This window comes from Acinetobacter sp. CIP 102637, from assembly GCF_000368425.1.
GTDB classification, from domain to species: Bacteria; Pseudomonadota; Gammaproteobacteria; order Pseudomonadales; family Moraxellaceae; genus Acinetobacter; species Acinetobacter parvus.
Genome location: NZ_KB849435.1, coordinates 1,473,993 through 1,499,702, shown reverse-complemented (window position 1 = coordinate 1,499,702; position 25,710 = coordinate 1,473,993). Strand labels below are relative to the sequence as shown.

The 25,710-nt window shown below is 41.4% G+C and carries 22 protein-coding genes, 1 tRNA gene and 2 pseudogenes; 13 read left to right on the top strand and 12 right to left on the bottom strand.

Annotated elements, in window-relative coordinates; genetic code table 11:
* The first annotated feature begins 100 nt into the window (after positions 1–100).
* A tRNA-Met gene (locus tag F967_RS10205) sits at positions 101–177 on the top strand.
* A 102-nt stretch (positions 178–279) separates the two neighbouring features.
* Here the strand turns inward: F967_RS10205 and F967_RS10200 are convergent.
* Complete coding sequence (locus tag F967_RS10200) at positions 280–1,311, bottom strand: hypothetical protein (protein ID WP_004799702.1); 1,032 nt, start codon at positions 1,309–1,311, stop codon at positions 280–282.
* Complete coding sequence (locus F967_RS10195; RefSeq protein WP_004757370.1) at positions 1,304–2,929, bottom strand: NAD+ synthase; 1,626 nt, start codon at positions 2,927–2,929, stop codon at positions 1,304–1,306. The genes F967_RS10200 and F967_RS10195 overlap by 8 nt, the downstream gene beginning before the upstream one ends.
* Before the next feature lie 717 nt (positions 2,930–3,646).
* Here F967_RS10195 and F967_RS14360 point away from each other — a divergent pair.
* Positions 3,647–3,808 carry a hypothetical protein gene (locus tag F967_RS14360; RefSeq protein ID WP_004676555.1) on the top strand — a complete coding sequence of 54 codons (162 nt, stop codon included), beginning with the start codon at positions 3,647–3,649 and terminating at the stop codon, positions 3,806–3,808.
* Between the two features lie 55 nt (positions 3,809–3,863).
* Here the strand turns inward: F967_RS14360 and F967_RS10190 are convergent, their stop codons facing one another.
* The 3 genes from F967_RS10190 to F967_RS10180 all read right to left on the bottom strand — a co-directional run bounded on the left by F967_RS10190 (position 3,864) and on the right by F967_RS10180 (position 6,152).
* Positions 3,864–4,385 (bottom strand): hypothetical protein, encoded by a 522-nt coding sequence (locus F967_RS10190; protein WP_004761813.1) that lies wholly within the window; start codon positions 4,383–4,385, stop codon positions 3,864–3,866.
* A gap of 66 nt (positions 4,386–4,451) precedes the next feature.
* Positions 4,452–4,904 (bottom strand): protoporphyrinogen oxidase HemJ, encoded by a 453-nt coding sequence (gene hemJ, locus F967_RS10185; RefSeq protein WP_004676559.1) that lies wholly within the window; start codon positions 4,902–4,904, stop codon positions 4,452–4,454.
* A gap of 18 nt (positions 4,905–4,922) precedes the next feature.
* Positions 4,923–6,152, bottom strand: coding sequence for a beta-ketoacyl-ACP synthase II (locus F967_RS10180; protein WP_004799698.1), 1,230 nt, complete (start codon positions 6,150–6,152; stop codon positions 4,923–4,925).
* 290 nt (positions 6,153–6,442) lie between these two features.
* Between F967_RS10180 and F967_RS10175 the strand changes: the two genes are divergently transcribed.
* From F967_RS10175 to rimI, 9 genes and pseudogenes are all read left to right on the top strand, one after another.
* The gene (locus F967_RS10175) at positions 6,443–7,792 is read left to right on the top strand and encodes an EcsC family protein (RefSeq protein WP_004799696.1); all 1,350 of its coding nucleotides are present in this window, start codon (positions 6,443–6,445) and stop codon (positions 7,790–7,792) included.
* Between the two features lie 170 nt (positions 7,793–7,962).
* Complete coding sequence (gene rpsL, locus F967_RS10170; protein ID WP_004638184.1) at positions 7,963–8,337, top strand: 30S ribosomal protein S12; 375 nt, start codon at positions 7,963–7,965, stop codon at positions 8,335–8,337.
* Between the two features lie 160 nt (positions 8,338–8,497).
* Positions 8,498–8,968 carry a 30S ribosomal protein S7 gene (gene rpsG, locus F967_RS10165; protein WP_004799694.1) on the top strand — a complete coding sequence of 157 codons (471 nt, stop codon included), beginning with the start codon at positions 8,498–8,500 and terminating at the stop codon, positions 8,966–8,968.
* Positions 8,969–9,145: 177 nt separating this feature from the next.
* Entirely contained in the window at positions 9,146–11,284 is a 2,139-nt protein-coding gene (fusA, locus tag F967_RS10160) for an elongation factor G (protein ID WP_004761810.1), read from the top strand.
* Positions 11,285–11,377: 93 nt separating this feature from the next.
* Positions 11,378–12,568 carry an elongation factor Tu gene (gene tuf / locus F967_RS10155; protein WP_004762323.1) on the top strand — a complete coding sequence of 397 codons (1,191 nt, stop codon included), beginning with the start codon at positions 11,378–11,380 and terminating at the stop codon, positions 12,566–12,568.
* A 280-nt stretch (positions 12,569–12,848) separates the two neighbouring features.
* A pseudogene (locus F967_RS10150) lies at positions 12,849–13,031 on the top strand (metal-dependent hydrolase); the annotation flags it as partial.
* Between the two features lie 320 nt (positions 13,032–13,351).
* Positions 13,352–14,062: pseudogene (locus tag F967_RS10145) on the top strand (metal-dependent hydrolase); the annotation flags it as partial.
* Positions 14,063–14,283: 221 nt separating this feature from the next.
* Positions 14,284–15,168, top strand: a complete 885-nt coding sequence (locus F967_RS10140; RefSeq protein ID WP_004757375.1) for a metal-dependent hydrolase — start codon at positions 14,284–14,286, stop codon at positions 15,166–15,168.
* 101 nt (positions 15,169–15,269) lie between these two features.
* The gene (gene rimI / locus F967_RS10135) at positions 15,270–15,728 is read left to right on the top strand and encodes a ribosomal protein S18-alanine N-acetyltransferase (protein WP_010589318.1); all 459 of its coding nucleotides are present in this window, start codon (positions 15,270–15,272) and stop codon (positions 15,726–15,728) included.
* Between the two features lie 2 nt (positions 15,729–15,730).
* On the opposite strand, the gene F967_RS10130 is transcribed toward rimI, so the two are convergent.
* From F967_RS10130 to trxB, 4 genes are all read right to left on the bottom strand, one after another.
* Positions 15,731–16,546 (bottom strand): arginyltransferase, encoded by an 816-nt coding sequence (locus F967_RS10130; protein WP_004682808.1) that lies wholly within the window; start codon positions 16,544–16,546, stop codon positions 15,731–15,733.
* A 28-nt stretch (positions 16,547–16,574) separates the two neighbouring features.
* Positions 16,575–17,306 (bottom strand): leucyl/phenylalanyl-tRNA--protein transferase, encoded by a 732-nt coding sequence (gene aat / locus F967_RS10125; RefSeq protein ID WP_004682807.1) that lies wholly within the window; start codon positions 17,304–17,306, stop codon positions 16,575–16,577.
* A 90-nt stretch (positions 17,307–17,396) separates the two neighbouring features.
* On the bottom strand, positions 17,397–18,953 hold the full coding sequence (locus F967_RS10120) for a methyltransferase regulatory domain-containing protein (RefSeq protein ID WP_004757377.1): 1,557 nt from the start codon (positions 18,951–18,953) through the stop codon (positions 17,397–17,399).
* Between the two features lie 111 nt (positions 18,954–19,064).
* Positions 19,065–20,015, bottom strand: coding sequence for a thioredoxin-disulfide reductase (gene trxB, locus F967_RS10115; protein ID WP_004761805.1), 951 nt, complete (start codon positions 20,013–20,015; stop codon positions 19,065–19,067).
* Between the two features lie 293 nt (positions 20,016–20,308).
* Here trxB and F967_RS10110 point away from each other — a divergent pair, with 293 nt between their 5' ends.
* Together F967_RS10110 and rhtC are read left to right on the top strand one after the other, a co-directional pair.
* Complete coding sequence (locus tag F967_RS10110; RefSeq protein WP_004799691.1) at positions 20,309–23,392, top strand: DNA translocase FtsK; 3,084 nt, start codon at positions 20,309–20,311, stop codon at positions 23,390–23,392.
* Positions 23,393–23,519: 127 nt separating this feature from the next.
* Positions 23,520–24,134 carry a threonine export protein RhtC gene (gene rhtC, locus F967_RS10105; protein ID WP_004799689.1) on the top strand — a complete coding sequence of 205 codons (615 nt, stop codon included), beginning with the start codon at positions 23,520–23,522 and terminating at the stop codon, positions 24,132–24,134.
* Positions 24,135–24,180: 46 nt separating this feature from the next.
* On the opposite strand, the gene F967_RS10100 is transcribed toward rhtC, so the two are convergent.
* From F967_RS10100 to minD, 3 genes are all read right to left on the bottom strand, one after another.
* The gene (locus F967_RS10100; protein ID WP_004676583.1) at positions 24,181–24,468 is read right to left on the bottom strand and encodes a PA4642 family protein; all 288 of its coding nucleotides are present in this window, start codon (positions 24,466–24,468) and stop codon (positions 24,181–24,183) included.
* A gap of 125 nt (positions 24,469–24,593) precedes the next feature.
* On the bottom strand, positions 24,594–24,866 hold the full coding sequence (gene minE / locus F967_RS10095; protein ID WP_004676585.1) for a cell division topological specificity factor MinE: 273 nt from the start codon (positions 24,864–24,866) through the stop codon (positions 24,594–24,596).
* Between the two features lie 2 nt (positions 24,867–24,868).
* Entirely contained in the window at positions 24,869–25,681 is an 813-nt protein-coding gene (gene minD / locus F967_RS10090; protein ID WP_004757381.1) for a septum site-determining protein MinD, read from the bottom strand.
* Positions 25,682–25,710: the final 29 nt, after the last annotated feature.

Below are 25,710 nucleotides of genomic sequence, written 5' to 3'. Positions count from 1 at the left end.
TGAAAATTAAAAGAATAAAAACTGCGCATATGTTTCGTATTTTCAAAACCATAGACTTGACCAGCTATACGGAACACTAGATAATGCGCTCACAGTTTATGGCTATGTAGCTCAGTTGGTTAGAGCACCGCACTCATAATGCGGGGGTCACAGGTTCAAGTCCCGTCATAGCCACCATTTTTAAAAACCACGCTCCTGCGTGGTTTCTTTTTATCTATATGATGCTGCCTGTTATTGTCGTTTCAAACCAAAACAGCGTTGTTCTGGTTTATGTACAGGCTATAAATGTTTTTCGATGGTCGCCAAGGTCTGTGGACTTTCGTAGAACGGTTTTAGAATTAATGTAATGATTGGCTCTAATACACCATGCTCGTCTAAAGCGGCTACAATTTTTGGATAAAAACGTACAGCCTCATTGAGTAAATCTGTGTCTTCCAGACCAATTGCTGCAAAAATATCTTCCAGACTTTCATCTTTATAGAAATCATAAAAGACTTTTACACCGTACAGGATCAGCTCTTGTATGAAAGAGGACTGGCGTAATTCTTTCCAGTATTCATAGATCATCACAAAGAATTCTTCAACATCCAATGGAGTCACCTGTTTGGTGTATTCTGATAGCGGCTTGGCCTTGTTATCATCCCAAACATTGCGGGCAAGACTTTCCAGGTCATCATTAGACAGTAGGCTTAAATCAGCCAGTTGCTCCTGAATAAATTTGCCTATGCTTTCTTCCAGTTTCTGCTCAATTCGTTGTTGCTGGCGGTATGAAAAGCTTTTTAGTTTTTGCTGCCATTCATACTTGCTTTCAGATATTCTGTCTTCATCAGCCTGTGAAAACAGTTTTGGCAACTTGTTCTGCAAGGTTGTGGTGGCAATGTACTGGCACAATTGCTCAATAGATGGACTTTCTTTAAGGAAGTGGTTGAGATAGTGGCGGATATTTTCCAGTTCCAGAAATTTGGAAAGCCATATTTCAAACTGCTGATCTGAAAATAAGTCTTGTAATTCTGCTGAAGACTGTAAAGAAAAAACATGCAGCCGTTGAGCAATCTCACCAATAAATTCCAGTAACCCTGCACCAAGCTGCATTTCAAAGGCATAACGCTTAACGACAGCCTGAATTTGCTCCAGTTCAACAACTTCCCTGAGTTGGATGTCTGGCGCATGTTGTATAAAAAGCTGGATAAACTGTTGAAAAAACTCAGCAGAAAGCTGGGTAGTCAGTTGGTTTTTATAAAATGCCACCTGCTCAAGCAAAAGTGCTTGAGCAAGGTGTTGTGACTTTTCAGAAACAATCTGTTCAGTCATTCGCAGTCCATCCATTGACGATAGGGTAACGGCGTTCACGACTGAACGCACGCGAGCTGATACGTGGTCCAATTGCCCCTTGGCGACGCTTGTATTCGTTACGGTCAACCAAACGAATAACTTTCTCGACCACTTCAGCTTCATAGCCTTTGGCAATGATGTCTGCCTGACTCAGGTCTTCCTCAATGTAGGCGTACAGGATTGCATCCAGTACATCATAGGCTGGTAAAGAATCCTGATCTTTCTGGTCTGGGCGTAACTCTGCTGATGGTGGACGTGTAATCACACGTTCAGGGATAACAGGTGTTTTACTCAAAGTATTGCGATATTTCGCCAACTCAAACACGATGGTTTTATACACATCCTTGAGTACAGAGAAACCACCCACCATATCACCATACAATGTGCAGTAACCCACTGAAATTTCCGACTTGTTACCTGTGGAAAGGACAAGGTTGCCAAACTTATTCGATAAGCCCATCAACAGAGTGCCACGGGTACGTGCCTGCAAATTTTCTTCGGTTGCATCGGCAGGGCTATTGCCAAAGAATGGATAAAGGGTTTGCATGAAACTGTTCACAATTGGATGGATTTCTGCAATACCAAAGGTTACACCCATACGGCGTGCCTGTTCAGTCGCATCCTCCACACTCATTTGAGAGGTATAAGTATAAGGCATCATCACAGCCTGTACCTTATCTGCGCCAATCGCATCCACCGCAATCGCAAGGGTGAGTGCGGAGTCAATACCACCCGATAGACCCAGAATCACGCCAGGGAAGCCTGAACGTTGCACATAGTCGCGGGTTGCCATGACCAATGCCTGATAAATTTCAGCAAAAGTGTCGAGGGGAGGCGTGGTTTTTGCGGTTTTAAACAGCTTCTGTTTTGCATCATATTCAGCGAAATAAACAGATTCCTGAAAACTTGGGGCCTGTAAGGCAAGCTGCCCATTATGATTGCTGACAAAACTCGACCCATCAAAAATCAGGTCATCTTGTCCACCCACCTGATTCACGTAAACAATATTCAGGCTAAGCTGTTTTGCCAGCTCATTCAGGGTTTGTACACGGTGCTGTGGTTTACCGACTTCATATGGTGAAGCATTTAAGATCAGCACAGTTTCAACATTGAGCTGGCTTAACTGTTTAACGGTATTGAGTGACCACACATCTTCACAGATCAAGACACCAAACTTATGCCCTAGATATTCAAAAACCAGATGCTGGTGACCCTCCTGAAAATAACGTTTCTCATCAAACACACCGTAGTTTGGCAAGTTATGTTTATTGTAAACACCTAAAACCTGACCATCTTTCATTACAGCGGCGGAGTTATAGCGATTCCCATCCTCAGTCTGGTGCACAAAACCGAACACCATCACAATATCTTTGACTTCGTTTAACTGGGCAAACGCCTTTTGGGTTCGTTTTTGTAGGTTCGGACGAAGTATAAGGTCTTCAGCAGGGTAGCCCAGCGTGGAGAGTTCTGGGAAGATGATCAAGTCAGCCTGTTGTTGTTTCGCTGAATTTGCCTGTTCAACCATCTTTTGAGTATTTGCATCAATATTGCCAATATGCGGAGAGAACTGAGCAAGGGCAACTTTAAAATTTTTCATTCAAACTTAATCCTGAGTTTTAACAAATTATGATATGCAAGTTTTTGATTTATATAGGTATGGTTTTAAAAAACATTGCTATATCATGGCGCCAGACATTCTATATCTTAAAGAAAAATGACAAGTTTACTAATATATACTAAATGCACATTTTTCTGCGTAGAAAAAACAAATTTTTCTGTGTAAAACGGCAACATTTCTCAATGTTTGCGTAGTTATGCTGCATGAGTGTGAAGAAATTTCATATAGCGCTATAAAGTTTTTTTCCGCTCATTTTGGTGTATGGACATGATATGTACTGATAATCCATTTTAAAGTTTAATTTGTACAATAAATATACATAAAATAATAAAAATGACTATATTTTACTTATTTGAGGTGGGGTTTTTATAAAATAATTTAATTAAATCAATTTGTTAAAATTTTATATACCGTTTGTCGGGAGTTACTTTGCTACGCTTGAGTGTACAACTGTACACTGCTATTATCTTAATTAATGTGAACATGTGTACACTATTGTTATCCAATGAAGCATCATGTTGTAATACATGATCAGAAAAAAGAGGTATTCGCTATGTCAGTAGTATGGTTTCCTGTAATTGCATTTGGTCTGGCTGTGGTTGTTGGTCGTATTGGTACAGTCATGTTCCGAGAACAAGAGCAGGAACTTAAATAAGTTCAGAAGAACCTGATTTTTAACATGAGAGGTAAGTAGTAATGATTCCAGTAATTTTATTTCCAGTGGTTGCATTTGGTTTGGTAATTGGCGTAGGGCGTGTTGGTACAATTGTTAAGGATGCAATGCGTGTGGATTTTACGACTGAAATGGATGATAGTCATGAACACAGCCCAGAAGCTCGCAAAGGCTCTATTGTTTAAAGTAGATTGCGATCCAATTACCTAAAAAGCCCTGTGGATAAAATCACGGGGCTTTTTATTTTTTAATGATATTTGGAATTTTCCTGAAAAAAATATCTCGTGCAATGTCACCCTGCTGTTCAATATTATAATCCTCAAAAGCTTTGCCCTGAATAAATTGATAACAGTAAGGATTGTATTTTTTAAAACTTAGATAATAGCCCAGTTGTAGGATTGCACCTTTCAGAATGACATTAGTCTGTTGCTGGTATTGTAAAATATGTGCCAGCTCATGAATAAAAACACCCTGTAATGCCATTGAGCATTTTGAATAGTCTGCACTGAAAGAGGGTTGACATGCGAATAAATTGCCATTCGGTGCGATAAAAATATTGGCTGGCTGCCAAGGTAAATAAGGGGTATTAAAAATTCTTACCTGATCATAGTTGATCAGGTTGCCAAAAACCTGCTGTGCAATCTCCACTTCACCCTGCGTGAGTCCACGACATTCAAATTCATTTATCCTGAAATGAACAATTAGGCTGGAAATAAATCTGGCTTCTAATCTCTGTATCAACGATTGTGTGGGCTGGGACATATTTGATGATATCTGGGATTAAAATTATTGTTGGGAATTATCTTCACTTGAAAAGAAAAACCCCAGTTAAAACTGAGGTTTTACCACAACTAAAATGACCACTGCAAGTAGGATCAGGGTGGGCATTTCATTAAAGAACCGCCAAAACTTATGTGATTTGTAGTGGGCATTACCAATCAGTTTTTTACGGTAATAACCACATACAAAATGGTAAATCACCAGTAAACCCACCAAACCGACTTTAAGATAAAACCATAACGCTTCATGATAGTGTCTGGTGGCATCCCCCCAGTCCACAAGGAAATGGGCGGTGATGAGTGTAGCAATCATGGATGGCCACATAATGCCACGGTACAATTTACGTTCCATGACCTCAAAGCGCTGATGACTGACAGTATCTTCACTCATCGCATGGTAAACATAAAGACGAGGCAGATAGAATAATGCAGCGAACCAACACACCACAGCGATAATATGTAATGCTTTCACCCACAAGAAAGCATCAGAAGGTGCATCCATCGATCATCCTAGGTGGGATTATGCATCCCACTTCTTGAAAATGAGGCAGGCGTTTACACCGCCAAAGCCAAAACTGTTACTCATGACAGTATTCAGTTTTGCATCACGTTTTTCAAGTACAATATCGAAACCCTGTGCGCCCTCATCCAGTTCTGTGACGTTGATATTTGGTGCAATAAAGTCATTTTGCATCATCAGTACAGAATAAATCGCTTCCTGAACACCAGCGGCACCCAGACTATGACCCGTCATGGATTTGGTTGAACTTAATGGTGGAACCTGACCCTCACCAAAAGCACGTTCGATTGCTTTAAGCTCCGTCACATCACCAGCAGGGGTGGAGGTACCATGCGTGTTGATATAATCAATCTGCTCAACACCATGTTGTTTGGCTTCTTCCAGTGCCATGAGGATACAGCGGGTCGCACCTTCACCACTTGGCGCAACCATGTCAGCACCATCACTATTTGCAGCATAACCGACAACTTCAGCTAAAATGTTAGCACCACGAGTCTGAGCATGTTCCAGTGATTCGAGAATAACGAAACCACCACCGCCTGCAATGACGAAACCATCACGGTCTTTTGAATAAGGACGTGAAGCTGTTTCTGGGCTATCATTATATTTAGAGCACAATGCGCCCATTGCATCAAACAGCAGGCTTTGAGACCAGTGATCCTCTTCACCACCACCTGCTAGCATCAGGTCTTGTTTGCCCAATTGGATCAGGTTGTAAGCATAGCCAATCGCATCGGCAGATGTTGCACATGCGCTGGTAATGGAGTGAGCGATACCCTGAAGTTTTAATGACACACCAACGTTTGCAGTAATGGTGTTGCTCATATTGCGTGGAACAAAGAAAGGCCCAATTTTACGTGCGCCTTTTTCCTCTAAAAGTTTCACCATTTCAGCAACAGAGGCGGTTGAATTACCGCCACTACCACCTGTAATCCCATAACGTGGGTTATTGGCCAGGTCTTCCTGTTTAAGGCCTGCATTTTCTACCGCCGCAATCGCCGCATTGTAGGCATACATGGCACAGACACCCATAAAACGTTTAATTTTACGGTCAATGCCATCAAAATCTTGAACAGCCGCCGCGCTGACATGGCTCTTGAAATTAAGTTCAGCATAAGTTGGGTTAAAACGTGTCCCAGAGATTCCATTTTTTAAAGAATGAGTAACCTCTTCCAAAGAGTTGCCGATGCATGAGTTGATGCCCATACCAGTGATTACAACACGTTTCATTTACAGATCCCTTTTATGGTAATGCTAAGCTATGTACGATAATCGTTATTTATAAATCAGGAGAATATAACGATTAAAACAGCTTATAAGTGAATGACACCATGATAGCAGAAAGGTTTTTTATTTCTTATGGCAAATTTTATGCCTATTTCCAGTTGTGTAAATATTAGTAAATATCAGTCATGTTGTGACGAAACGTAATGAAAGTACACACATAAAAGTTGAGATAAATAGATATTCAACCTAGTATCTACCTAGAAATGCACACAATTACAGAGCAGAGGTATTTGATGACAAAATCCCAAAATAAGCAATCTTCAGGTTTATTGGCACAGGCCTTTGGAGTGGCTAAAAAGCTCAGTTCAGAATTACAAAAACGTCAGGTTGCCCCAACGACTTCCGCAGCGGAACTCGCCCATTCATCAAATGTGATTGAGGGAAGTGCCCGCTTCAAACCTCCATTTGAGGTGGAGAGGTATGAAACACCACAACAGATGCTGCGCCAGCAATTGCCTAAACTGTCAAACCAGTTGCTGGGTCGTCATTACACGCGGGTCAATAATTTCGCCACCTTTATATCGCCAGACCTTGGGGAAAAAGTCTCTGAATACCTGTTTCAGTGGCTAAATGAGTTTAGTTCAAACACCTCTTTAACAGAAAAAATTCTTGAGGAGGCAGGGGTAAAGGAGATTGCTGAACTGACCAGGGATACAGGACGCTCCCAGCGTCTGAGTCAGGCCCTGATTGAACAGAACAAGCTTTTGGCTGCGGCGCAGGGTTTGATTACAGGTGCAACAGGGGTGTGGGGTGCGGCAATAGACATTCCTGCCTCAATAGTTCTGGCATTGAGAACTGCATATCAAACAGGTCGTTCCCATGGCTTTGACCTCAATGGCGACACAGACCAGGAAATTGTTGCATTTATTTTCAAGGAAATTGATTTGAGCCTTGTGGCGGAAAAGCAAACCCTGCTACTTACATTGAAAGCCGTGAAATCCATGCTGGAAACCCATGACCTGCAACAGTTCCAGCAATTGTTGGGTTCAAATAACGATATTGAAATGATCAGGAAATGGCTAGTTGATGATGAGGGACAATTTAAGTGGGGATGGCTCAACCGTATTCCCCAAGCCTCTGTGATTGGAAAATTGACTCCTGTGGCGGGTGCTGCATTGGGCAGCTTTTATAGCTGGAAACTGCTTGAGGATGTGGGCCATAAGTCACAGTCCGTATTTGGTGCCGCACGTTTCTATTTAAATGAGCATCCAGATGAAAAGATTTCCCCTTTGGCTGCTTATTACAAGGCCGAAGCCTTGCTTCGCAAGGCAAGTCCAAAACTGTTAAATCCAATTGAAACTGAACCACAAAAACCCTCTACAGCGGAAGCAACTAAAAATGATGTGATTACCCATGTTGATGTTCGGGCAAAAGAAAATGCTGCCGATCAGCCATCTGTGGAGGAAAAGGTGAAAACTGGTATCCAGCAACTGGCAAGCCAATATGTTGAAGAGCATGAACATGCTGAACAACAACCTGCCTTGACTGCACAGCAGGATGAGATAATCACAGAAGATGAACCTGAAATTGTGGCTGAACAAAAACCAATTGAGATGGAACCAGCTTCAAAAAAACACAGCTAATTTGTTTCATGATGTATTCATACATCAGAACGCAACAAAAACACTAGGAATGGTCAGCATTTGCTCTATTGTGCGATGTTGACCATTTTTACTTCTTAGCTTACAATTGTGTGCCCTCAAAAAGAGGTGTTTTTCTTTTTGAGGTTGTTTAATAACGGGAGAATTGCCAAATGGCAACAACAAATCAGTTGATCCGTAAGGGTCGTACAACTTTGATTGAAAAATCAAAAGTTCCTGCGTTGAAGGCTTGTCCACAACGTCGTGGTGTATGTACACGTGTATATACGACTACTCCTAAAAAACCTAACTCTGCAATGCGTAAGGTTTGCCGTGTTCGCTTAACTTCTGGTTTTGAAGTGTCTAGCTACATCGGTGGTGAAGGTCATAACCTACAAGAGCACAGCGTTGTTCTTATCCGTGGTGGTCGTGTTAAAGACTTACCAGGTGTACGTTACCATACCGTTCGTGGTTCTTTGGACTGTGCTGGCGTTAAAGATCGTAACCAGTCACGCTCTAAATACGGTGCGAAACGTCCTAAGAAGTAATTCTAGGAAAATAGCCCAAGTAATCCTTTAGCGTTTCGCTTGTTTGAATTCTTCATAGATTTGTAATTCAGGCGACGTATAGTAAGGCCAGCGTCATGTACACGACACTTAGTACAACTGCTGGATCATCCTGAAGTGTCATAATATTAGGTGTATTAAAATGCCAAGACGTCGCGTAGTCGCTGCTCGTGAGATCCTTCCAGATCCGAAATTTAGCAGCCAAACAATCGCTAAATTCATGAACCACGTTATGCAGGATGGTAAAAAATCTGTTGCTGAAGGCATCGTTTACGGTGCTTTGGAACGTGTTAAGGAAAAAAACAAAGTAGACCCAGTTGAATTTTTCGAGACTACTCTTGAGAAAGTTCGTCCTATGGTTGAAGTAAAGGCACGCCGTGTTGGTGGTGCTACTTATCAAGTACCTATGGAAGTGCGCCCATCCCGTCGTACTGCCTTGGCTATGCGTTGGTTAGTAGATGCTGCTGCTAAGCGTTCTGAAAAAACGATGGCTTTACGTCTTGCTGGTGAGTTGCTAGATGCGGCTGAAGGTAAAGGTGCTGCGATCAAAAAACGTGAAGACGTGCATCGTATGGCTGAAGCCAACAAAGCCTTCTCTCACTACCGTTTCTAAGCGGATAAAACAGTCCCTAATCAGGAGAATATTCATGCGTACCGCAGCTCGATTCAACATCGCTCTCTACCAAAGTGGGGGCTTTGCGGGTATTTAAGTTGCCTGCTTGAATATTTGTACGCATCAATTTAATTGATGCGTCCTGTTTTAAATATAACATTTAGGAATGTAGACATCATGGCTCGCCAAACCCCAATTAGTAATTACCGTAACATCGGTATCTCTGCGCACATTGACGCAGGTAAAACAACTACAACTGAACGTATTTTGTTCTACACAGGTGTATCTCACAAAATTGGTGAAGTACATGACGGTGCAGCAACAATGGACTGGATGGAACAAGAGCAAGAGCGTGGTATTACAATTACCTCTGCTGCGACAACTTGTTTCTGGTCTGGTATGGCTAACCAATTTCAACAACACCGTATCAACGTAATTGATACACCGGGACACGTAGACTTCACGATCGAAGTTGAACGTTCTATGCGTGTTCTTGATGGTGCGTGCATGGTTTACTGTGCTGTAGGTGGTGTACAACCTCAGTCTGAAACTGTATGGCGTCAGGCAAACAAATATAAAGTGCCTCGTTTAGCATTCGTCAACAAGATGGACCGTACAGGTGCAAACTTCTTCCGTGCTGTTGAGCAGGTTAAAACTCGTTTAGGTGGTAATCCTGTACCTATCGTTGTGCCAATCGGTGCTGAAGATACGTTTGCAGGTGTTGTTGATCTGATCGAGATGAAAGCGATTATCTGGGATGAAGCATCTCAAGGTATGAAGTTTGAATACGGCGATATTCCAGCTGACCTCGTTGATACTGCTGAAGAGTGGCGTACCAAGATGGTTGAAGCTGCTGCTGAAGCTTCAGAAGAATTAATGGACAAGTACCTAGAAGAAGGTGATCTTTCTAAAGAAGAAATCATCGCTGGTTTACGTGCTCGTACATTAGCATCTGAAATTCAAGTCATGCTTTGTGGTTCTGCATTCAAGAATAAAGGTGTTCAACGTATGTTGGATGCTGTCATTCAATTCTTGCCTTCTCCAACAGAAGTTAAAGCGATTGAAGGTATTCTTGACGATAAAGATGAAACTAAAGCATCTCGTGAAGCATCTGACGAAGCACCGTTCTCTGCACTTGCGTTCAAAATCATGAACGATAAGTTCGTAGGTAACTTAACTTTCGTACGTGTTTATTCTGGTGTTCTTAAACAAGGTGATCCAGTTTATAACCCTGTTAAGTCTAAGCGTGAACGTATTGGCCGTATCGTGCAAATGCACGCGAACGAGCGTCAAGACCTTGAAGAAATCCGTGCAGGTGATATTGCAGCGTGTGTTGGTCTTAAAGACGTTACTACGGGTGATACATTATGTGATGAGAAAAACATCATTACACTTGAACGTATGGAATTCCCAGAGCCAGTAATTTCATTGGCTGTTGAACCAAAAACTAAAGCTGACCAGGAAAAAATGTCTATCGCTTTAGGTCGTTTGGCGAAAGAAGATCCATCGTTCCGCGTTCGTACAGATGAAGAATCTGGTCAAACAATTATTGCTGGTATGGGTGAACTTCACCTTGACATCATCGTTGACCGTATGAAGCGTGAATTCGGTGTTGAAGCGAACATTGGTAAACCAATGGTTGCCTACCGCGAAACAATCAAAAAGACTGTTGAGCAAGAAGGTAAGTTTGTTCGTCAAACAGGTGGTAAAGGTAAATTCGGTCATGTATATGTTCGTTTAGAGCCTATGGATGTTGAAGAAGCTGGTAAAGAATATCAATTCGCTGAAGAAGTTGTAGGTGGTACTGTACCTAAAGAATTCTTCGGTGCGGTTGATAAAGGTATTCAGGAACGCATGAAGAATGGTGTCTTGGCTGGTTACCCTGTTGTGGGTATTAAGGCGACATTGTTTGATGGTTCTTACCATGATGTCGACTCTGATGAATTGTCGTTCAAAATGGCAGGTTCTTATGCATTCCGTGATGGTTTCATGAAAGCAGACCCTGTTCTTCTTGAGCCAATCATGAAAGTTGAAGTGGAAACTCCAGAAGACTACATGGGCGATATCATGGGTGACTTAAACCGTCGTCGTGGTATGGTTCAAGGTATGGACGATCTTCCTGGTGGAACTAAAGCAATTAAAGCAGAAGTTCCATTGGCTGAGATGTTTGGTTACGCGACTCAAATGCGTTCTATGTCTCAAGGTCGTGCGACATACTCGATGGAATTTGCTAAATATGCTGAAACTCCACGTAACGTGGCTGAAGGCATCATCGCTAAGTTCCAAGCTGGCGGTAAAAAAGGTGACGACGAGTAATCTTTCGATTACTATATTACCCAACTAAAATTTAGTTAAAAAACCAAGTGCTCATGGGCGACCCTCATGAGCAGTTTATAAAGGAAGATCATCATGGCTAAAGCCAAGTTTGAACGTAATAAACCACACGTAAACGTGGGTACAATTGGTCACGTTGACCATGGTAAAACAACTTTAACTGCTGCGATTGCAACTATCTGTGCAAAAACTTACGGCGGTGAAGCGAAAGATTACTCACAAATCGACTCAGCTCCTGAAGAAAAAGCACGTGGTATTACCATTAATACATCACACGTAGAATACGATTCTCCAATCCGTCACTACGCTCACGTAGACTGCCCAGGCCACGCCGATTATGTTAAAAACATGATCACTGGTGCTGCTCAGATGGATGGCGCGATCCTTGTATGTGCTGCGACTGATGGTCCAATGCCACAAACTCGTGAACACATCCTGCTTTCTCGTCAGGTAGGTGTACCTTACATCATCGTATTCTTAAACAAGTGTGACCTTGTTGATGATGAAGAATTACTTGAATTAGTAGAAATGGAAGTTCGTGAACTTCTTTCTACTTATGACTTCCCAGGTGATGACACTCCAATCATCCGTGGTTCAGCGCTTCAAGCATTGAACGGCAATGATGGCGAATATGGTGAGAAATCAGTTCTTGCACTTGTAGAAGCGCTTGACTCTTACATTCCAGAACCAGAGCGTGCAATCGATAAACCATTCTTGATGCCAATCGAAGACGTGTTCTCAATTTCTGGTCGTGGCACAGTGGTAACAGGTCGTGTTGAAGCTGGTATCGTTAAAGTTGGTGAATCTGTTGAAATCGTTGGTATCCGTGATACTCAAACGACTACAGTTACTGGCGTTGAAATGTTCCGTAAACTTCTTGACGAAGGTCGTGCGGGCGAGAACTGTGGTGTTCTTCTACGTGGTACTAAGCGTGAAGATGTACAACGTGGTCAGGTACTTGCTAAACCAGGTACAATCAAGCCACACACCAAATTCGATGCGGAAGTATACGTACTTTCTAAAGAAGAGGGTGGTCGTCACACTCCATTCCTTAACGGTTACCGTCCACAGTTCTACTTCCGTACAACTGACGTAACTGGCGCGATCAAACTACAAGATGGCGTAGAAATGGTTATGCCTGGTGACAACGTAGAAATGTCAGTAGAGTTAATCCACCCGATCGCAATGGACCCAGGTCTACGTTTTGCAATCCGTGAAGGTGGTCGTACTGTAGGTGCTGGTGTTGTTGCTAAAGTAACTGCATAATCGCCTAGAGTGATAAAAAAACACCCCTTTGGGGTGTTTTTTTTATGTCTATTGCTAGACAAAGTTTCCTTGCGTCGAGAAAAATGATTTCACTCATCATCCTTTTTCTCTCTTGCGTCGAAAAATTTAATACTTAATTAAATTTTCCTCCTCATGTCCTAAACTGATACCTTGCTGTCCTAAACTGCACTTAATTCATCGCAATAAAACCGTAATATAAACACAAGAAAATGAATAAAAGTAGTAAATGGAAATTTTCCATTTAAAAGGAGTCAGCAGCATGAATGCTAAAGTAAATATTTCAAATCGTGCAGGTGCAAGTTTTCCAGTACGTCGGATGAATTTTGATTTTGATCAAGTACCAGAATATTGGATGGATGGTTCGGCTGGCTTAACTCATTTCATGACTGGTTTGTCTGCATTATTTCCAGATGGCGAGAAATTATTTATCACCAGTCGCCGTAAAACCACCCACTTCAGGGGGTGGATATAAGGTGACATAATTGCTAGAATGAAGCATCTGTTAAATCAAACCATCTACAAAAAACAGCTAGGACAGTTAAATTGCGAGTACGCAGTTTCTTAACTGGTAGATGGTTCAACAAACACACTCTCAAGCTGGCTCGTGTCAATAGACAATCTTAACAGTAGAGTCAGTATTGAAATGAGAATCTTAGACGCAAGGTGTGACTTGCAAGGCGGTAGCCAACTCTAAGATTTGCGGTCGGGCTTGACCGTCTAGCTGTAGGAATCCCCTCGGTTTAGCGAGGGGAGGAAGTCAATGATGCTGTACGTGCTGTACGTTATCACCCAACTATTAAAGATAATGCAGAACTACAAAAAGAAATCAGTGCTTTTATTGGTCAAGAAGCAATGCACACTCAAGAGCATGTGAATTTTAATGCTTCTGCACAAAAGTATGGTCATGATGTTAGATCTTTAGAGCAGATTACGGGACGGTATATCCAATTTGCACTTAAGAATTTTTCAAAAATCGTCAAGCCCTTTGGTATGACCAGAGAGATGGTTGATCTAACGGCGACAACAGCGCTAGAACATTTTACTGCAACGATTGCCTCTGAATTATTACGCAATAAACACATCCAAGATTTAATGACAGATGAGACTATGTCATATATGTGGTTCTGGCATGCAGTTGAAGAAAATGAACATAAAGCAGTGGCTTACGATGTCTATGAGTCAGTATTTGGAACTGGATTGAAAGCATATAGTTTACGTACTACAGCACTTGTATTTGCTATGGCTTTAATCTTTATTCTTCAATCTTATTTTACTTTACGGCTACTTCAACAAGATAAAAAACTAAATCTGAAAGAATTAGGCATGATTTACAAATATGCTTATAGTCCATCAAAAGGGATTATTACAGGTATGGCGGGTGAAATGTTGGCTTACTTTAGACCACGTTTTCATCCAAATGATTTAGATACCGTACAATTACTTAAAGATTGGAAGGCGAAATTAGGTTTTTAACTTAAAACTTCCATTAGCTAACCCTATGTAAAAAGAGCAATAAAATTGCTCTTTTTAATTTTGAATATTACATTGAATAGACTTTTTTAAATCATACTGACATGTCCTAAGATGATGCTTTTCTGACCTTATCTGCACTTATTTAATACGTTCAAAGAAGCGTATAAATAAACCATAGATAATTTTTAAGCAAATATATCCATTGAGTAGGAGAAGAAAGTATGAATGCTAAAGTCAATATTTCAAACCGCGCTGGCGCTAGTTTTCCTGTACGCCGAATGGATTTTGAATTTGGCGAAGTGCCACGTTATTGGGCAAATGGAGATGCTGCTTTAACTCATTTTATGACTGCACTTTCAGCACTGTTTCCAGAGGGCGAACAATTTTTTGTGAATAGCACCCGTGCAGTTAGAAATGATCCAAAACTTGCTGATCCTCGATTACAAAAAGAAATTAGTGCTTTTATTGGACAAGAAGCAATGCATTCAAAGGAACACTTGGCTTTTAATGCAGCTGCTCAAGCTTATGGTTATGATGTGCGCAAATTGGAGGAACAAACAGGTAAAGTGATTCAGTATGGCGTTGCTATAAGTACTAAATTATTAAAACGATTTGGTTTTACAAAAGAGATGATTGGTTTAACGGGTACTTGTGCCTTGGAACATTTTACATCAACGATTGCTGAAGAATTATTGTCTAACCCAGATATTCAATCCATGTTTATGGATGAGACCATGTACCATTTATGGATGTGGCATGCAGTTGAAGAAAATGAGCATAAAGCGGTGGTATTTGACGTTTATGAAGCAATGTATGGGCAAGGATTTAAAGCTTATTTTATGCGTTCATTAGCTTTAGTGATTGCAATGGGTTTAATTTTTATTACCCAGTCATATTTCACTGCGACTCTTTTAAAAACTGATGGCAAACTTACATGGCGAGATACCAAATATATGCTCAAGTTCATGTATGGCTATAAAGGTTTTATGACGCGCCAGATTCCTACATTGCTTGCTTTTTTAAAACCTAAATTCCATCCAAATGATGATGATACTACTGAACTGTTAAATAAGTGGCGTGCTGAACTGGGTTTTAACCTGAATTAATGATAAATAGAAAATGGGCAAGCAAAATTGCCCATTTTTTTATTCAAATTTTGCATTAAATTGCTGATAATCTGCACCAGCATTTTATAAGGTAACAGTCCGTGATTCGATTGATGCAGGAAAGTGATATAGACCGTGTAGCTGAGATTGAGCGGTTGGTACAAACACATCCCTGGTCCAGACAGCAGTTTCAGGAATCCTTGACCTCCTACCAATGTACTGTTTATGAAAAAGCCAATCAGGTGGTGGGTTTTTGTATTTTGCAGCCTGTTCTAGATGAGGCCAATTTATTACTGATGGCGATTCATCCAAACCAACAGGGCAAAGGTTTTGGATACGAGTTGCTAGATTATTCAATTCAACAGTTAAAGAACAATCCAGTTCAGATTTTTCTGGAAGTGCGTGAAAGTAATATTCCTGCAATTCACCTATATGAAAAAACAGGTTTTCATCAGATTGATCTACGAAAAAATTATTATCCAAATATTGATGGTTCAAAGGAGCATGCCGTGATTATGGTCAAGACATGCACCGATGATTTTGCAGCCTTATTTCAATAAGGCTATTTAATAATCAGGTTATTCCATTCAGATGGAAGTGTGCTCATCAATGAGTTTCCAAGTTGCTGGATTTCGTTGTCAGAGAGTGGGCGGTTAAGTCTGCGCCATTGTCCATCAAGCAGCAACTCAAGCGGGGTATACTGGGATTTGTAATTCATCTTGGATGAATGCGGCACCCAATAGCCGAGGTAGAGATAATCAAGATTCAGCGTTTTAACGTATTCGATTTGCTTAAGAATCGCAAATACGCCCAAGGAGCGACGTTGTTCATCTGGATCGAAGAAAGTATAAACTGCAGATAAACCATCATCCATTAAATCACAGGTTGAAACACCAATTAATTTTTGGTCTTTCCATAATTCGATGAAAAAACTTTCTGTGCAACTGTGAATGAGGAATTTTTCAAACTGATCTAATGTTGCTGGATACATATCGCCATCTGCATGGCGTTCATTGATATAACGCTCATACAAATCATAATGCTGTTGACTGGCTTGCGAAGTTGGCAAAATACTCATTTTTAAATCTTGATTACGTTTCCATGCTTTCTTCTGGCTACTATTCATTTTAAATTCTTGAATCGGAACGCGACAAGATAAACATTGGCGACATAAGTGGCATTCTGGTCGATAGACAAAATCACCACTACGCCTAAAACCGACACGGGAAAGTTCAGATAAGGTGACGACATCAATCCGATGAATCGGGTCCAGAAACACCATGCGCGCGGACTTGTTATCGAGGTAACTACAGTCGTGCGGTGGCGTGATGTAATACTGTAAGTCATTTAAAAGGGACTTGGGTTGGTATGATTTCATGAATCTGTCCCTCCAAGGTGTTCGTCCATTAACCGTCTAATTTTGCATTAACTGCTATTGTTTTACTTGAAAATACACGTTCCTGATAGTTTTTCCAATTGATAGGGGGGGCAATAATTACATCTTGTAACGATTTTAGATATGTCTGGCGAGAAATTGTACTGGCTCCCAGACTCAGGAGATGATCGTTAACCAGTTGGCAGTCAATCCAAGGCAACTGATTTTCCTGTCCAATCAGCATCAGGGTGTAGAAAGCCATCTTGGAAACATCAGTTTCGGTGCTAAACATGGACTCACCAAAACAGCCTTTGCCGATGGTGACTCCATACAAGCCACCAACCAGTTTGTCCTGTTGCCAGACTTCAACACTATAGGCATAACCCGCCTTAAATAGAGAACAATAGCCTTCGATTATATCTTCACTAATCCAGGTTTCATTGGCATAGCTACGGGGCAGCGAGCAGGAACGAATCACATCTTCAAAGGCGTGATTGATGCTAATGCGATAGTCATGCTTTTTCATATTTCGCAGCAAGGATTTGCTAGGTTTATAGGAGTGTGGCTGAATAATGCAGCGTGGTTCAGGACTCCACCAGCAAATGGGTTCGTCTTCATTAAACCAGGGAAATAATCCGTGTGTATAGGCTTCAAATAAAGTCGATGGAGATAGGTCAGCACCAATGCAGATGAAACCATGACCCTCGGGATCAGCTTCAATAGGATCAGGAAAAATATATTGAGAGGGTGGAAGTTGATGCATAATAAAATGAATATGGAAAGGATTCAGATTAAACTAATCTAAGAAAGGTCGAATGGCAAATATAGTACTTCGCCATTCGATCATCAGTATTTAATTAAATAAACGCAATTGTTTCGCGATTTCCAACTTCTTACTTTCTAAAAATATTTGGGCTTTAGATTGGATAATTTCAATGCTTTTAACTTGATCTGAAACCATTTGACCATCTTTATCTAAAACTAACCACCCAAGCTGTTGGATGACATCTTGCACATAGTAAGCAAAATCTGTTGCAGTCGTTAAACCCTCTATAAAGTGAGCGCGATAAAATAATTGATGAAAATGTTCAGTCGGTATACCAATGCCTGTGATTGGACTAATTAAAACACCATAGTTTTGATGAAAACTCGCTTGTTTTAAAATGTAATGATTCAGATTATGGCAATGCTCGAACATTTTTTGAGATGGTTCATTATTTTGACATGGTTGAGCTAGTCCAAGATGGCACAGGATAACGAGCGCATTTAAGATTTTTGCATAGTGAAGCTCGGGAAAACTAGCTTCTAAATCTGCAATAGTGAGCGGTTGATAGTTAACTTCAGCAAATCGATTGCCAATTGGTTGATAAATTTCCTCTATCAAATTGAATGTCCCCAATAGTCCTGTAATGCTACTCGGTAATTGCTCTTTGGCTGTTAGAAGCACAAATGCTGTTTTTCGGAGTTTTGCTTGGACTTGTAATGGGGTTAAATTATTCTTGCCTCGAATAAATAAATCCCGTCTAAATTGTGTGTTGGCAAAATAATCTCGGCACTGTTCTTTGAAAATCGGGTGTTCAATCGCATTTAGAAATTGCTGATGTTCTTCTGAAAAATTAATGTTATCTAGATGCGTTCCTAAGTCTGTAGACCCAGCATAAGATAATTTAATTTCATCTAGGATTCTGACTACTTGCTGAAATGAAAAGCATTGCCAATCTTGATTCAAATATTCATGAATTAAGTAATTTGGATTTTGTTGTTTGAGATCGATTACTTTTTGCAAAGCATTGGGATTTCTTTGAGCAAAGATTGGATTTTGTTTAAGTAGTTCTTCGCTAAAATTTAATGCTTCATTTACTTTTTGCAGTGGGTTTGTACTTTTGCTATTAAATTTAAAATGACTATGAAATAACTCGCGTATAGGCATATTGGCAGCCCAACCTGTCACGCAGTTATAACTGATATAGACAATACCATTGGGTTTTAAATATTTACGAATGAATTTCAAAATGATGTGTTGGTTTTCATAGCTTATCCAGCTCCATATTCCATGTAGGCTAATTGAATCAAACATGGGTAAATCATTTCGATTTAATAATTCTTCAAAGCTATCATCAAAAAAATAAGGCTTAGTTTGGCTATGTTGTGCTAATTGGTTGGCATGAGCTGCATGTGCAGGGTTAAAGTCAGTACCATAAAAATTGGCATCAGTACTTGCTGCATGTATGTTGATGCTGACACCTTGCCCAAAGCCAAGTTCACAATGTGTTTGATTTGTCTGAATATCTGGACTATCTATCCCATTTAAAAGTAAACAGAATTTTTGGAAGTTAGGGCTAAGATCACGATAATATCCATAGGTGTAATTGACTTCAGTTTGGTAGCCATTGGTCCATGTTGTTGTCATGTATTCATCCAAAATATAATTGTTGTTAAATAAAGCCATGTTTTTGATTATATATATCATTTAACAAAAAAAGCCACCATAAAAATGGTGGCTTTTTAAACTTAATGTAAATTAGTTTAAATTATCAAGATACTTCTCAGCATCTAATGCAGCCATACAGCCTGAACCTGCCGAGGTAATGGCCTGACGATAAACGCTATCCGCTACATCACCCGCCGCAAATACACCCTCAATGGAAGCTGCCGTTGCATTACCCGAAGTACCACTTTGAACCTGAATATAACCATCACGCAGGTTAAGCTGACCATCAAACATGCTGGTATTTGGTTTATGGCCAATCGCAACAAACAGGCCCTGAACCTGAACATCCTGTGTGCTGGCATCCTGGGTTGACTTGATACGCACAGCAGTTACACCCGTCTTGTCACCAAGCACTTCATCAACCTGATGGTTCCAGATGATACTGATCTTGCCTTCTTTTTCTTTGGCAAATAAATGGTCTTGTAAAATCTTTTCGGAACGCAGGCTGTCACGACGGTGTACCAGCGTTACATGCGCCGCAATGTTTGAAAGATAAAGCGCTTCCTCAACCGCAGTGTTACCACCACCCACAACCATGACATTCTGGTTTTTATAGAAGAAACCATCACAAGTTGCACAAGCACTTACACCTTGACCCATAAATGCAGCTTCAGATTCAAGACCCAAATATTGTGCTGTTGCACCTGTAGCAATAATCAGCGCATCACAGGTGTATTCTTCCATGTCGCCTTTTAAGACAAATGGACGCGTTTTAAGATCTACTTCGTTGATGTGATCATAGACAATTTCTGTACCGAAACGTTCTGCATGAGCTTGCATGCGTTCCATCAATACAGGACCAGTTAATCCCTCTGGGTCACCTGGCCAGTTATCCACTTCGGTGGTCGTTGTCAACTGTCCACCAAGTTGCAAACCAGCAATCAGGGTCGGCTTGAGGTTGGCACGCGCTGCATAAACTGCCGCGCTATAACCTGCAGGACCAGAACCCAAAATAATTAACCGTGAGTGACGAGCGCTCATTAAAGAACATCCTTTTTATATTGAAACTATTAAAATTATACGTGAATCCACAGGGGAGTGGGTTGGATAATATTGATATACTTAATCGAATTGGGCTATATCATCAATGGGGCTGTTGATATTTCGCCAGCGCTTTGCGATAAAGTCAACACGCCCACGATGTTAACAACAACATTAAACAATCGTGCATCTTTTTTGTAAGAACGGGTGCATAATAGAGAGCGTATTGATTGAAGATTCTTGATGAACTTCATTAATTCTAATGATAAATGAATTGGGTTACAGGACTGTATATGACTGCGGTGTCAAGTGTTTATGCACAACGCTTTTTAATGACATTATTTTTGATTTCTTTTGGCATTTACCTATTTCTTGCCACAGTGACTTATACACCATTTGATCCAGGATGGATGCATATCTCCAGTGATACCCAGCAGGTTTCCAACGCCAGTGGGGTGGCAGGTGCCTGGATTGCGGACCTGTTGTTTGGCTTTCTAGGCTGGGCCAGCCTGCTGATTCCATTATTCCTGTTTATGGAAGCGATTCAGGTCTGGTGGCCAAGAAGTTTTCTAAATCGCCCGTTTCGTTATGCGGCCCAGTTTTTCCTGATTTTATCGTTATCAACCCTGTTGTATTTACACTGGAATATGCCAGCCGACACGCTGGAAAATGCGGCGGGTGGCATTATCGGTTATGAGCTGGGACAGAGTTTATCGCAGTTGCTGACGATTTATGGGGCAACCTTATTCTTACTGATATTTGGCATTGTATTGATTACCTTGGCATTTGGAATCCAGTGGGACAAAACCTGGGTGACATTGAAAAATACGCCCGCTTATTTGCAGGACCTGTTTTATAAAAATGTACCACAGACCGAGTCGGCCTATGACCTCACTGAACAATTGACCAAAGAAACACCTGCCATTAAAAATAAAGTGCAAGCAGAAGCTACAGTTACCAGCCCCCCTGAGATGAAAGCAGTTGATCTAGTACAGAATGATAAAACTGCTACAGCTAAAGTGGAAGATACACATCATCAACAGGTGGCAGAAAGATTATTTGCGGATGTGGTTGCGAAAGAGCAGCAAAGTGTCCAGTCAGACGAAGCCCATGTCATTGAGGATTTTGAACAAACCCTGCAAAAGGCACATCAACTGGAAGCGGAAAGCCAACGCCTGATTCAGACGGGTGAGGTATGGCGTGCGCTGCAAAGCGATGATATCAGCCATAAACAGGAGATTGATGCGTTGTTAAAGGCTGCCGATGATTCTGATCAGCATGTGGCATCCTACAATACCATGCAGTCTCAACTGATTGAACCTACTTTGCAAAGAGAAAGCGGTAGCAATTTAGACTGGAATGATGACCAAATTTTTGATGAGTTGCTGGCTGCCGTTCCAAATAATAAAACTGCAACGCACACGCCGTTTACGCAAGATGTTCCAGCACATTCAAACTTTCATGAACAAGTGGATGTGGTGGAGTTTGAAGCAGATATAGAGGCATTGATCGCAGAATCGGCACAAACCATTGTAGTCCAGCCACATGCGTCTTCAGTTCAAAATGTTGTTCAGGAAGAGAAGCACAGTTCTACAAGTGAAGCGTTTGATGAGTTTAACGATCTTCTTGTTGATGAAGAGCAGGAAAATATAAGACCTCAAGCTTCAAGTTATGCTCAATCCTCTGCTTTTGTAAAAGCGCCAATTGAGGTCGCCGCACCAAAAGAGACACTTTCCAAGGAAGCCTTTATTGAGGCCTGGCAGGAGACCGCAGGTAAGGCTGAACCTGATGCAGACCTGGATATTGAAGATGATTTTGATCTGGATGCGCCATTAACCGATTCGTTTGGTCGTCCAATGTCCCGTGCCATGCAAGTGGCGCAGAAACGCCGTGACTTGCCAACCTTACCAGGTCTGGAACTACTGGATGATGTTGATCCAAATAAAAAGGTGAACTTCACTGCTGAACAATTAGCCCGATTGTCAGAGCTTCTGGAAATCAAGCTACAGGAATTTAACGTCAAGGCACAGGTAATTGAAGCCCAGCCAGGTCCAGTGGTCACACGTTTTGAACTTGATCTTGCACCAGGGGTTAAGGCATCCAAAGTCACCAATATTTCGCGTGACTTGGCGCGTTCTATGTCAATGGCTTCAGTACGTGTAGTTGAGGTAATTCCAGGGAAACCATATATCGGCATTGAAGTACCGAACAGTAGCCGTGAAATGGTACGTTTGATCGAATTATTGGAAACACCAACGTATCGTGATCCCAATAATTTAATTAGTATGGCGATGGGTAAGGATATTTCTGGTAATCCTGTACTGACTGATTTAGCCAAGGCGCCACATATGCTGGTTGCGGGTACTACAGGTTCGGGTAAATCGGTTGCGGTCAACTCGATGATCCTTTCGATGTTGCTGAAATATACACCTGATCAGTTGCGCCTGATCCTGATTGACCCGAAACAGTTGGAATTGGCCAACTATAATGATATTCCACATTTATTAACACCAGTAGTCACTGACATGAAAGATGCTGTCAGTGCATTAAACTGGTGTGTGAATGAAATGGAACGCCGTTACAAACTAATGTCATTCCTAAAAATCCGTAAACTTAGTGACTACAACCGCAAGGTGGAAGAGGCGATTACCAATGGTGAGGACCTGATTGATCCAACCTGGAAAGCAAGTGATTCGGTTGTGGGGGAGCGCGCACCGCGATTGACCCCACTCCCTTCGATCGTCATCGTTGCCGATGAGTTTGCTGATATGATCATGCAGGTCGGTAAAAAAGCTGAAGAGATGATTACCCGTTTGGCACAGAAATCCCGTGCGGCAGGCATTCATTTACTACTTGCGACACAGCGCCCCTCTGTAGATGTGATTACAGGCCTGATTAAGGCCAATATCCCAACCCGTGTGGCACTGCGTGTAAACAGTAAAATTGACTCACGTACTATTCTTGATGCGGGCGGGGCAGAAGATCTGCTTGGTCATGGTGATATGCTGTTCCTTGGACCTGGGAAGATTGAACCTGAACGTGTACATGGTGCATTTATCAGTGATGATGAGGTCAACCGTATCTGTGATGCTTGGCGTGAACGTGGTGAGCCTGATTATGTTGATGAAATCCTGACCCCATTTGACGAAGAGCCAACATCCCGTGGTTTTGAGGATGGAGAGGGTGATCCAAGTCGGGATGCATTATATGATCAGTGTGTATCTTTTGTACTGGAAACCCGTAAAGTATCTACTTCATCTATCCAGCGTAAATTTAGTCTGGGCTATAATCGTGCTGCCCGTATTGTTGATCAAATGGAAGAAAATGGGATTGTCAGTGCAATGGGAGCAAATGGCAAACGGGATATTCTGGTTTAACGATCATATTCCATTAACCAAGCCTCTATTCTGAGGCTTTGTCGTTTTTATTTTCTTGTTTTTATATGGTAATAATCACGTTTTTTATTTAAGCTAAACCTTTAGGGTTTTAACACTGGGTTTGGCTATGTGGGTTGCATTATGTACGCTCATCTTTATTCATTTTTGTGCATTGATTACCCCTGGTCCAGATTTTTTCTTAGTTTCCCAAACTGCAATTAGTCGCTCCCGCAAAGATGCGGTATTGGTGGTTCTCGGTATTTGTTTGGGTGCGATGTTGTGGTCTTTATTGGCACTCATGGGGCTGAATATTATTTTTGAAAAGATGGCATGGCTAAAGCAGGGCCTTTTAATTGCAGGTGGCCTGTATTTATGCTGGCTCGGTTTCCAGATGCTGCGCTCAGCCTTTTCAAAGGGTGATGAAACAGTAAAACAGATGGCCCTACCTCAATCACCTTATCTATTCTTTATGAAAGGTCTGCTCACCAACCTGTCCAATCCCAAGGCGATTATTTACTTTGGTAGTGTATTTTCACTGTTTTTAACCAATCCTTTATTTGACCAGCATCATTCCCTGCTTTTTATTATTGTGTCAATTGAGACAGCCTTGTGGTTCTTATTGGTTGCCTTTGTTTTTTCCTTGCCCGCATTTAGAGCTGCATACCAAAACTTTGCCAAATGGATTGATGGCATTTCTGGTGGAATATTCACTTTATTGGGTGTTTATCTGATTGGCAATTGATAATAATAGATATAATAAAAAAGCCTGCATGATGCAGGCTTTTTTATTAAGCAAATTTCGCTAAAACTTCCAGAAAGCCCTCTTTTTGGCGAGGATACTGTGCGATGACATCATGGATGCGCTGTCCCTCTGGATTGGTCGCATTCAGGTCACGGCCATCTGCCAGAAACTTGGTAATCAAACGCTCATAGTCATGTGGACGCATATGCTTGAATGCATGATAGAGCACATGGAAGTCAGCATTTACACCCGCTGGTGGAAGCTGGTTGAGGTAGGCAAACACACGCTCATCTGACCATTCTTCATTGAAAGTTGCTGGCTGTGATAATGCCATGACAATCTCCTCAGTTTTATAAAACAATAAAGGCAAAATCTTTGAAGTGGATGAAAAAGCAATGCTTTCCAAATCCACTCACGTATTCTGCCTTTATTTGCGAAAAATCGCTAATGAAAAAACTTCTATCGCTCTTCAGGTAAATTGATATTCATCTCAAGCATTTCGATATTTGCTTCTGAACGAACCTGCATTTGGATATGCTGTTCATCCACACCACGCACATAACGACTCACCACTTGCATGATTTCTTTCTTCATTTGATCAAGTTTGTCTTGCCCTAAACGGCGACCCAAGCCCTGTTCAGATGCAACAATGACCTTTAAACGATCTTTAGCCGTTTGTGCACTTGATGGTTTTTCATCACCGCTAAACAGTTTACTCCAGAATCCTGCCATAATTACGCTCCAAATAGTCTAGCCAACCAACCTTTTGGTTGCACTGCAATGTGTCGATAAGGACGGTCTTCGCCAAGGAAACGAGCAACCAGATCATCATAGGCTTGTCCAGCCTTTGCTTCTGGATAAAGAATCACAGGTTTACCTTCGTTCGATGCCTGTAGCACGCTTGAACACTCTGGAATCACGCCCAAAGTTGGAACACGTAAAATATCTTTAGAAATATCATCAATGGTCAGCATTTCCTGTTTATCTGCACGTTCAGGGTTGAAACGTGTGATACACAGGTGCTTACGGATACGGCCTTCATTTTGTTCGACTTTTTTGGTCTTGCTGTCCAGCATACCAATGATACGGTCAGAGTCACGAACCGATGAAATCTCAGGGTTAGTGACAATGATGGCTTCATCCGCATGGTACATGGCTAAAATCGCACCACGTTCAATCCCCGCAGGAGAGTCACAGATAATGTAGTCAAATTCCTGTGAAAGCTCGTCGATGACGCGCGCTACACCTTCATCACTCAGCGCATCTTTATCACGCGTTTGTGATGCAGGCAAAATGAACAGGTTTTCAATGTCTTTATCACGGATCAGTGCTTGCTGCAGACGGGCTTCATTATTGATGACATTGACAAAGTCATAAACCACACGGCGTTCACAGCCCATAATCAAATCAAGGTTACGTAAACCCACATCGAAATCAATCACAACAGTTTTATGACCACGTAGGGCTAAACCTGTTGCAAAAGCTGCACTTGTTGTAGTTTTACCTACACCACCTTTGCCTGATGTTACGACAACAATTTTGGCCACCGAATCCACTCCTATTTATGGTCATACGC

Bases quoted from the DNA above. Each gene is read 5' to 3' on its own strand.
- F967_RS10175 (WP_004799696.1), top strand. From the start codon at position 6,443: ATGACAAAATCCCAAAATAAGCAATCTTCAGGTTTATTGGCACAGGCC.
- tuf (WP_004762323.1), top strand. From the start codon at position 11,378: ATGGCTAAAGCCAAGTTTGAACGTAATAAACCACACGTAAACGTGGGT.
- F967_RS10140 (WP_004757375.1), top strand. From the start codon at position 14,284: ATGAATGCTAAAGTCAATATTTCAAACCGCGCTGGCGCTAGTTTTCCT.
- rpsL (WP_004638184.1), top strand. From the start codon at position 7,963: ATGGCAACAACAAATCAGTTGATCCGTAAGGGTCGTACAACTTTGATT.
- F967_RS14360 (WP_004676555.1), top strand. From the start codon at position 3,647: ATGATTCCAGTAATTTTATTTCCAGTGGTTGCATTTGGTTTGGTAATT.
- hemJ (WP_004676559.1), bottom strand. From the start codon at position 4,904: ATGGATGCACCTTCTGATGCTTTCTTGTGGGTGAAAGCATTACATATT.
- rpsG (WP_004799694.1), top strand. From the start codon at position 8,498: ATGCCAAGACGTCGCGTAGTCGCTGCTCGTGAGATCCTTCCAGATCCG.
- rhtC (WP_004799689.1), top strand. From the start codon at position 23,520: ATGTGGGTTGCATTATGTACGCTCATCTTTATTCATTTTTGTGCATTG.
- aat (WP_004682807.1), bottom strand. From the start codon at position 17,306: ATGCATCAACTTCCACCCTCTCAATATATTTTTCCTGATCCTATTGAA.
- F967_RS10100 (WP_004676583.1), bottom strand. From the start codon at position 24,468: ATGGCATTATCACAGCCAGCAACTTTCAATGAAGAATGGTCAGATGAG.
- F967_RS10190 (WP_004761813.1), bottom strand. From the start codon at position 4,385: ATGTCCCAGCCCACACAATCGTTGATACAGAGATTAGAAGCCAGATTT.
- minE (WP_004676585.1), bottom strand. From the start codon at position 24,866: ATGGCAGGATTCTGGAGTAAACTGTTTAGCGGTGATGAAAAACCATCA.
- F967_RS10200 (WP_004799702.1), bottom strand. From the start codon at position 1,311: ATGACTGAACAGATTGTTTCTGAAAAGTCACAACACCTTGCTCAAGCA.
- F967_RS10120 (WP_004757377.1), bottom strand. From the start codon at position 18,953: ATGACAACAACATGGACCAATGGCTACCAAACTGAAGTCAATTACACC.
- F967_RS10180 (WP_004799698.1), bottom strand. From the start codon at position 6,152: ATGAAACGTGTTGTAATCACTGGTATGGGCATCAACTCATGCATCGGC.
- trxB (WP_004761805.1), bottom strand. From the start codon at position 20,015: ATGAGCGCTCGTCACTCACGGTTAATTATTTTGGGTTCTGGTCCTGCA.
- F967_RS10130 (WP_004682808.1), bottom strand. From the start codon at position 16,546: ATGAAATCATACCAACCCAAGTCCCTTTTAAATGACTTACAGTATTAC.
- F967_RS10195 (WP_004757370.1), bottom strand. From the start codon at position 2,929: ATGAAAAATTTTAAAGTTGCCCTTGCTCAGTTCTCTCCGCATATTGGC.
- fusA (WP_004761810.1), top strand. From the start codon at position 9,146: ATGGCTCGCCAAACCCCAATTAGTAATTACCGTAACATCGGTATCTCT.
- F967_RS10110 (WP_004799691.1), top strand. From the start codon at position 20,309: ATGACTGCGGTGTCAAGTGTTTATGCACAACGCTTTTTAATGACATTA.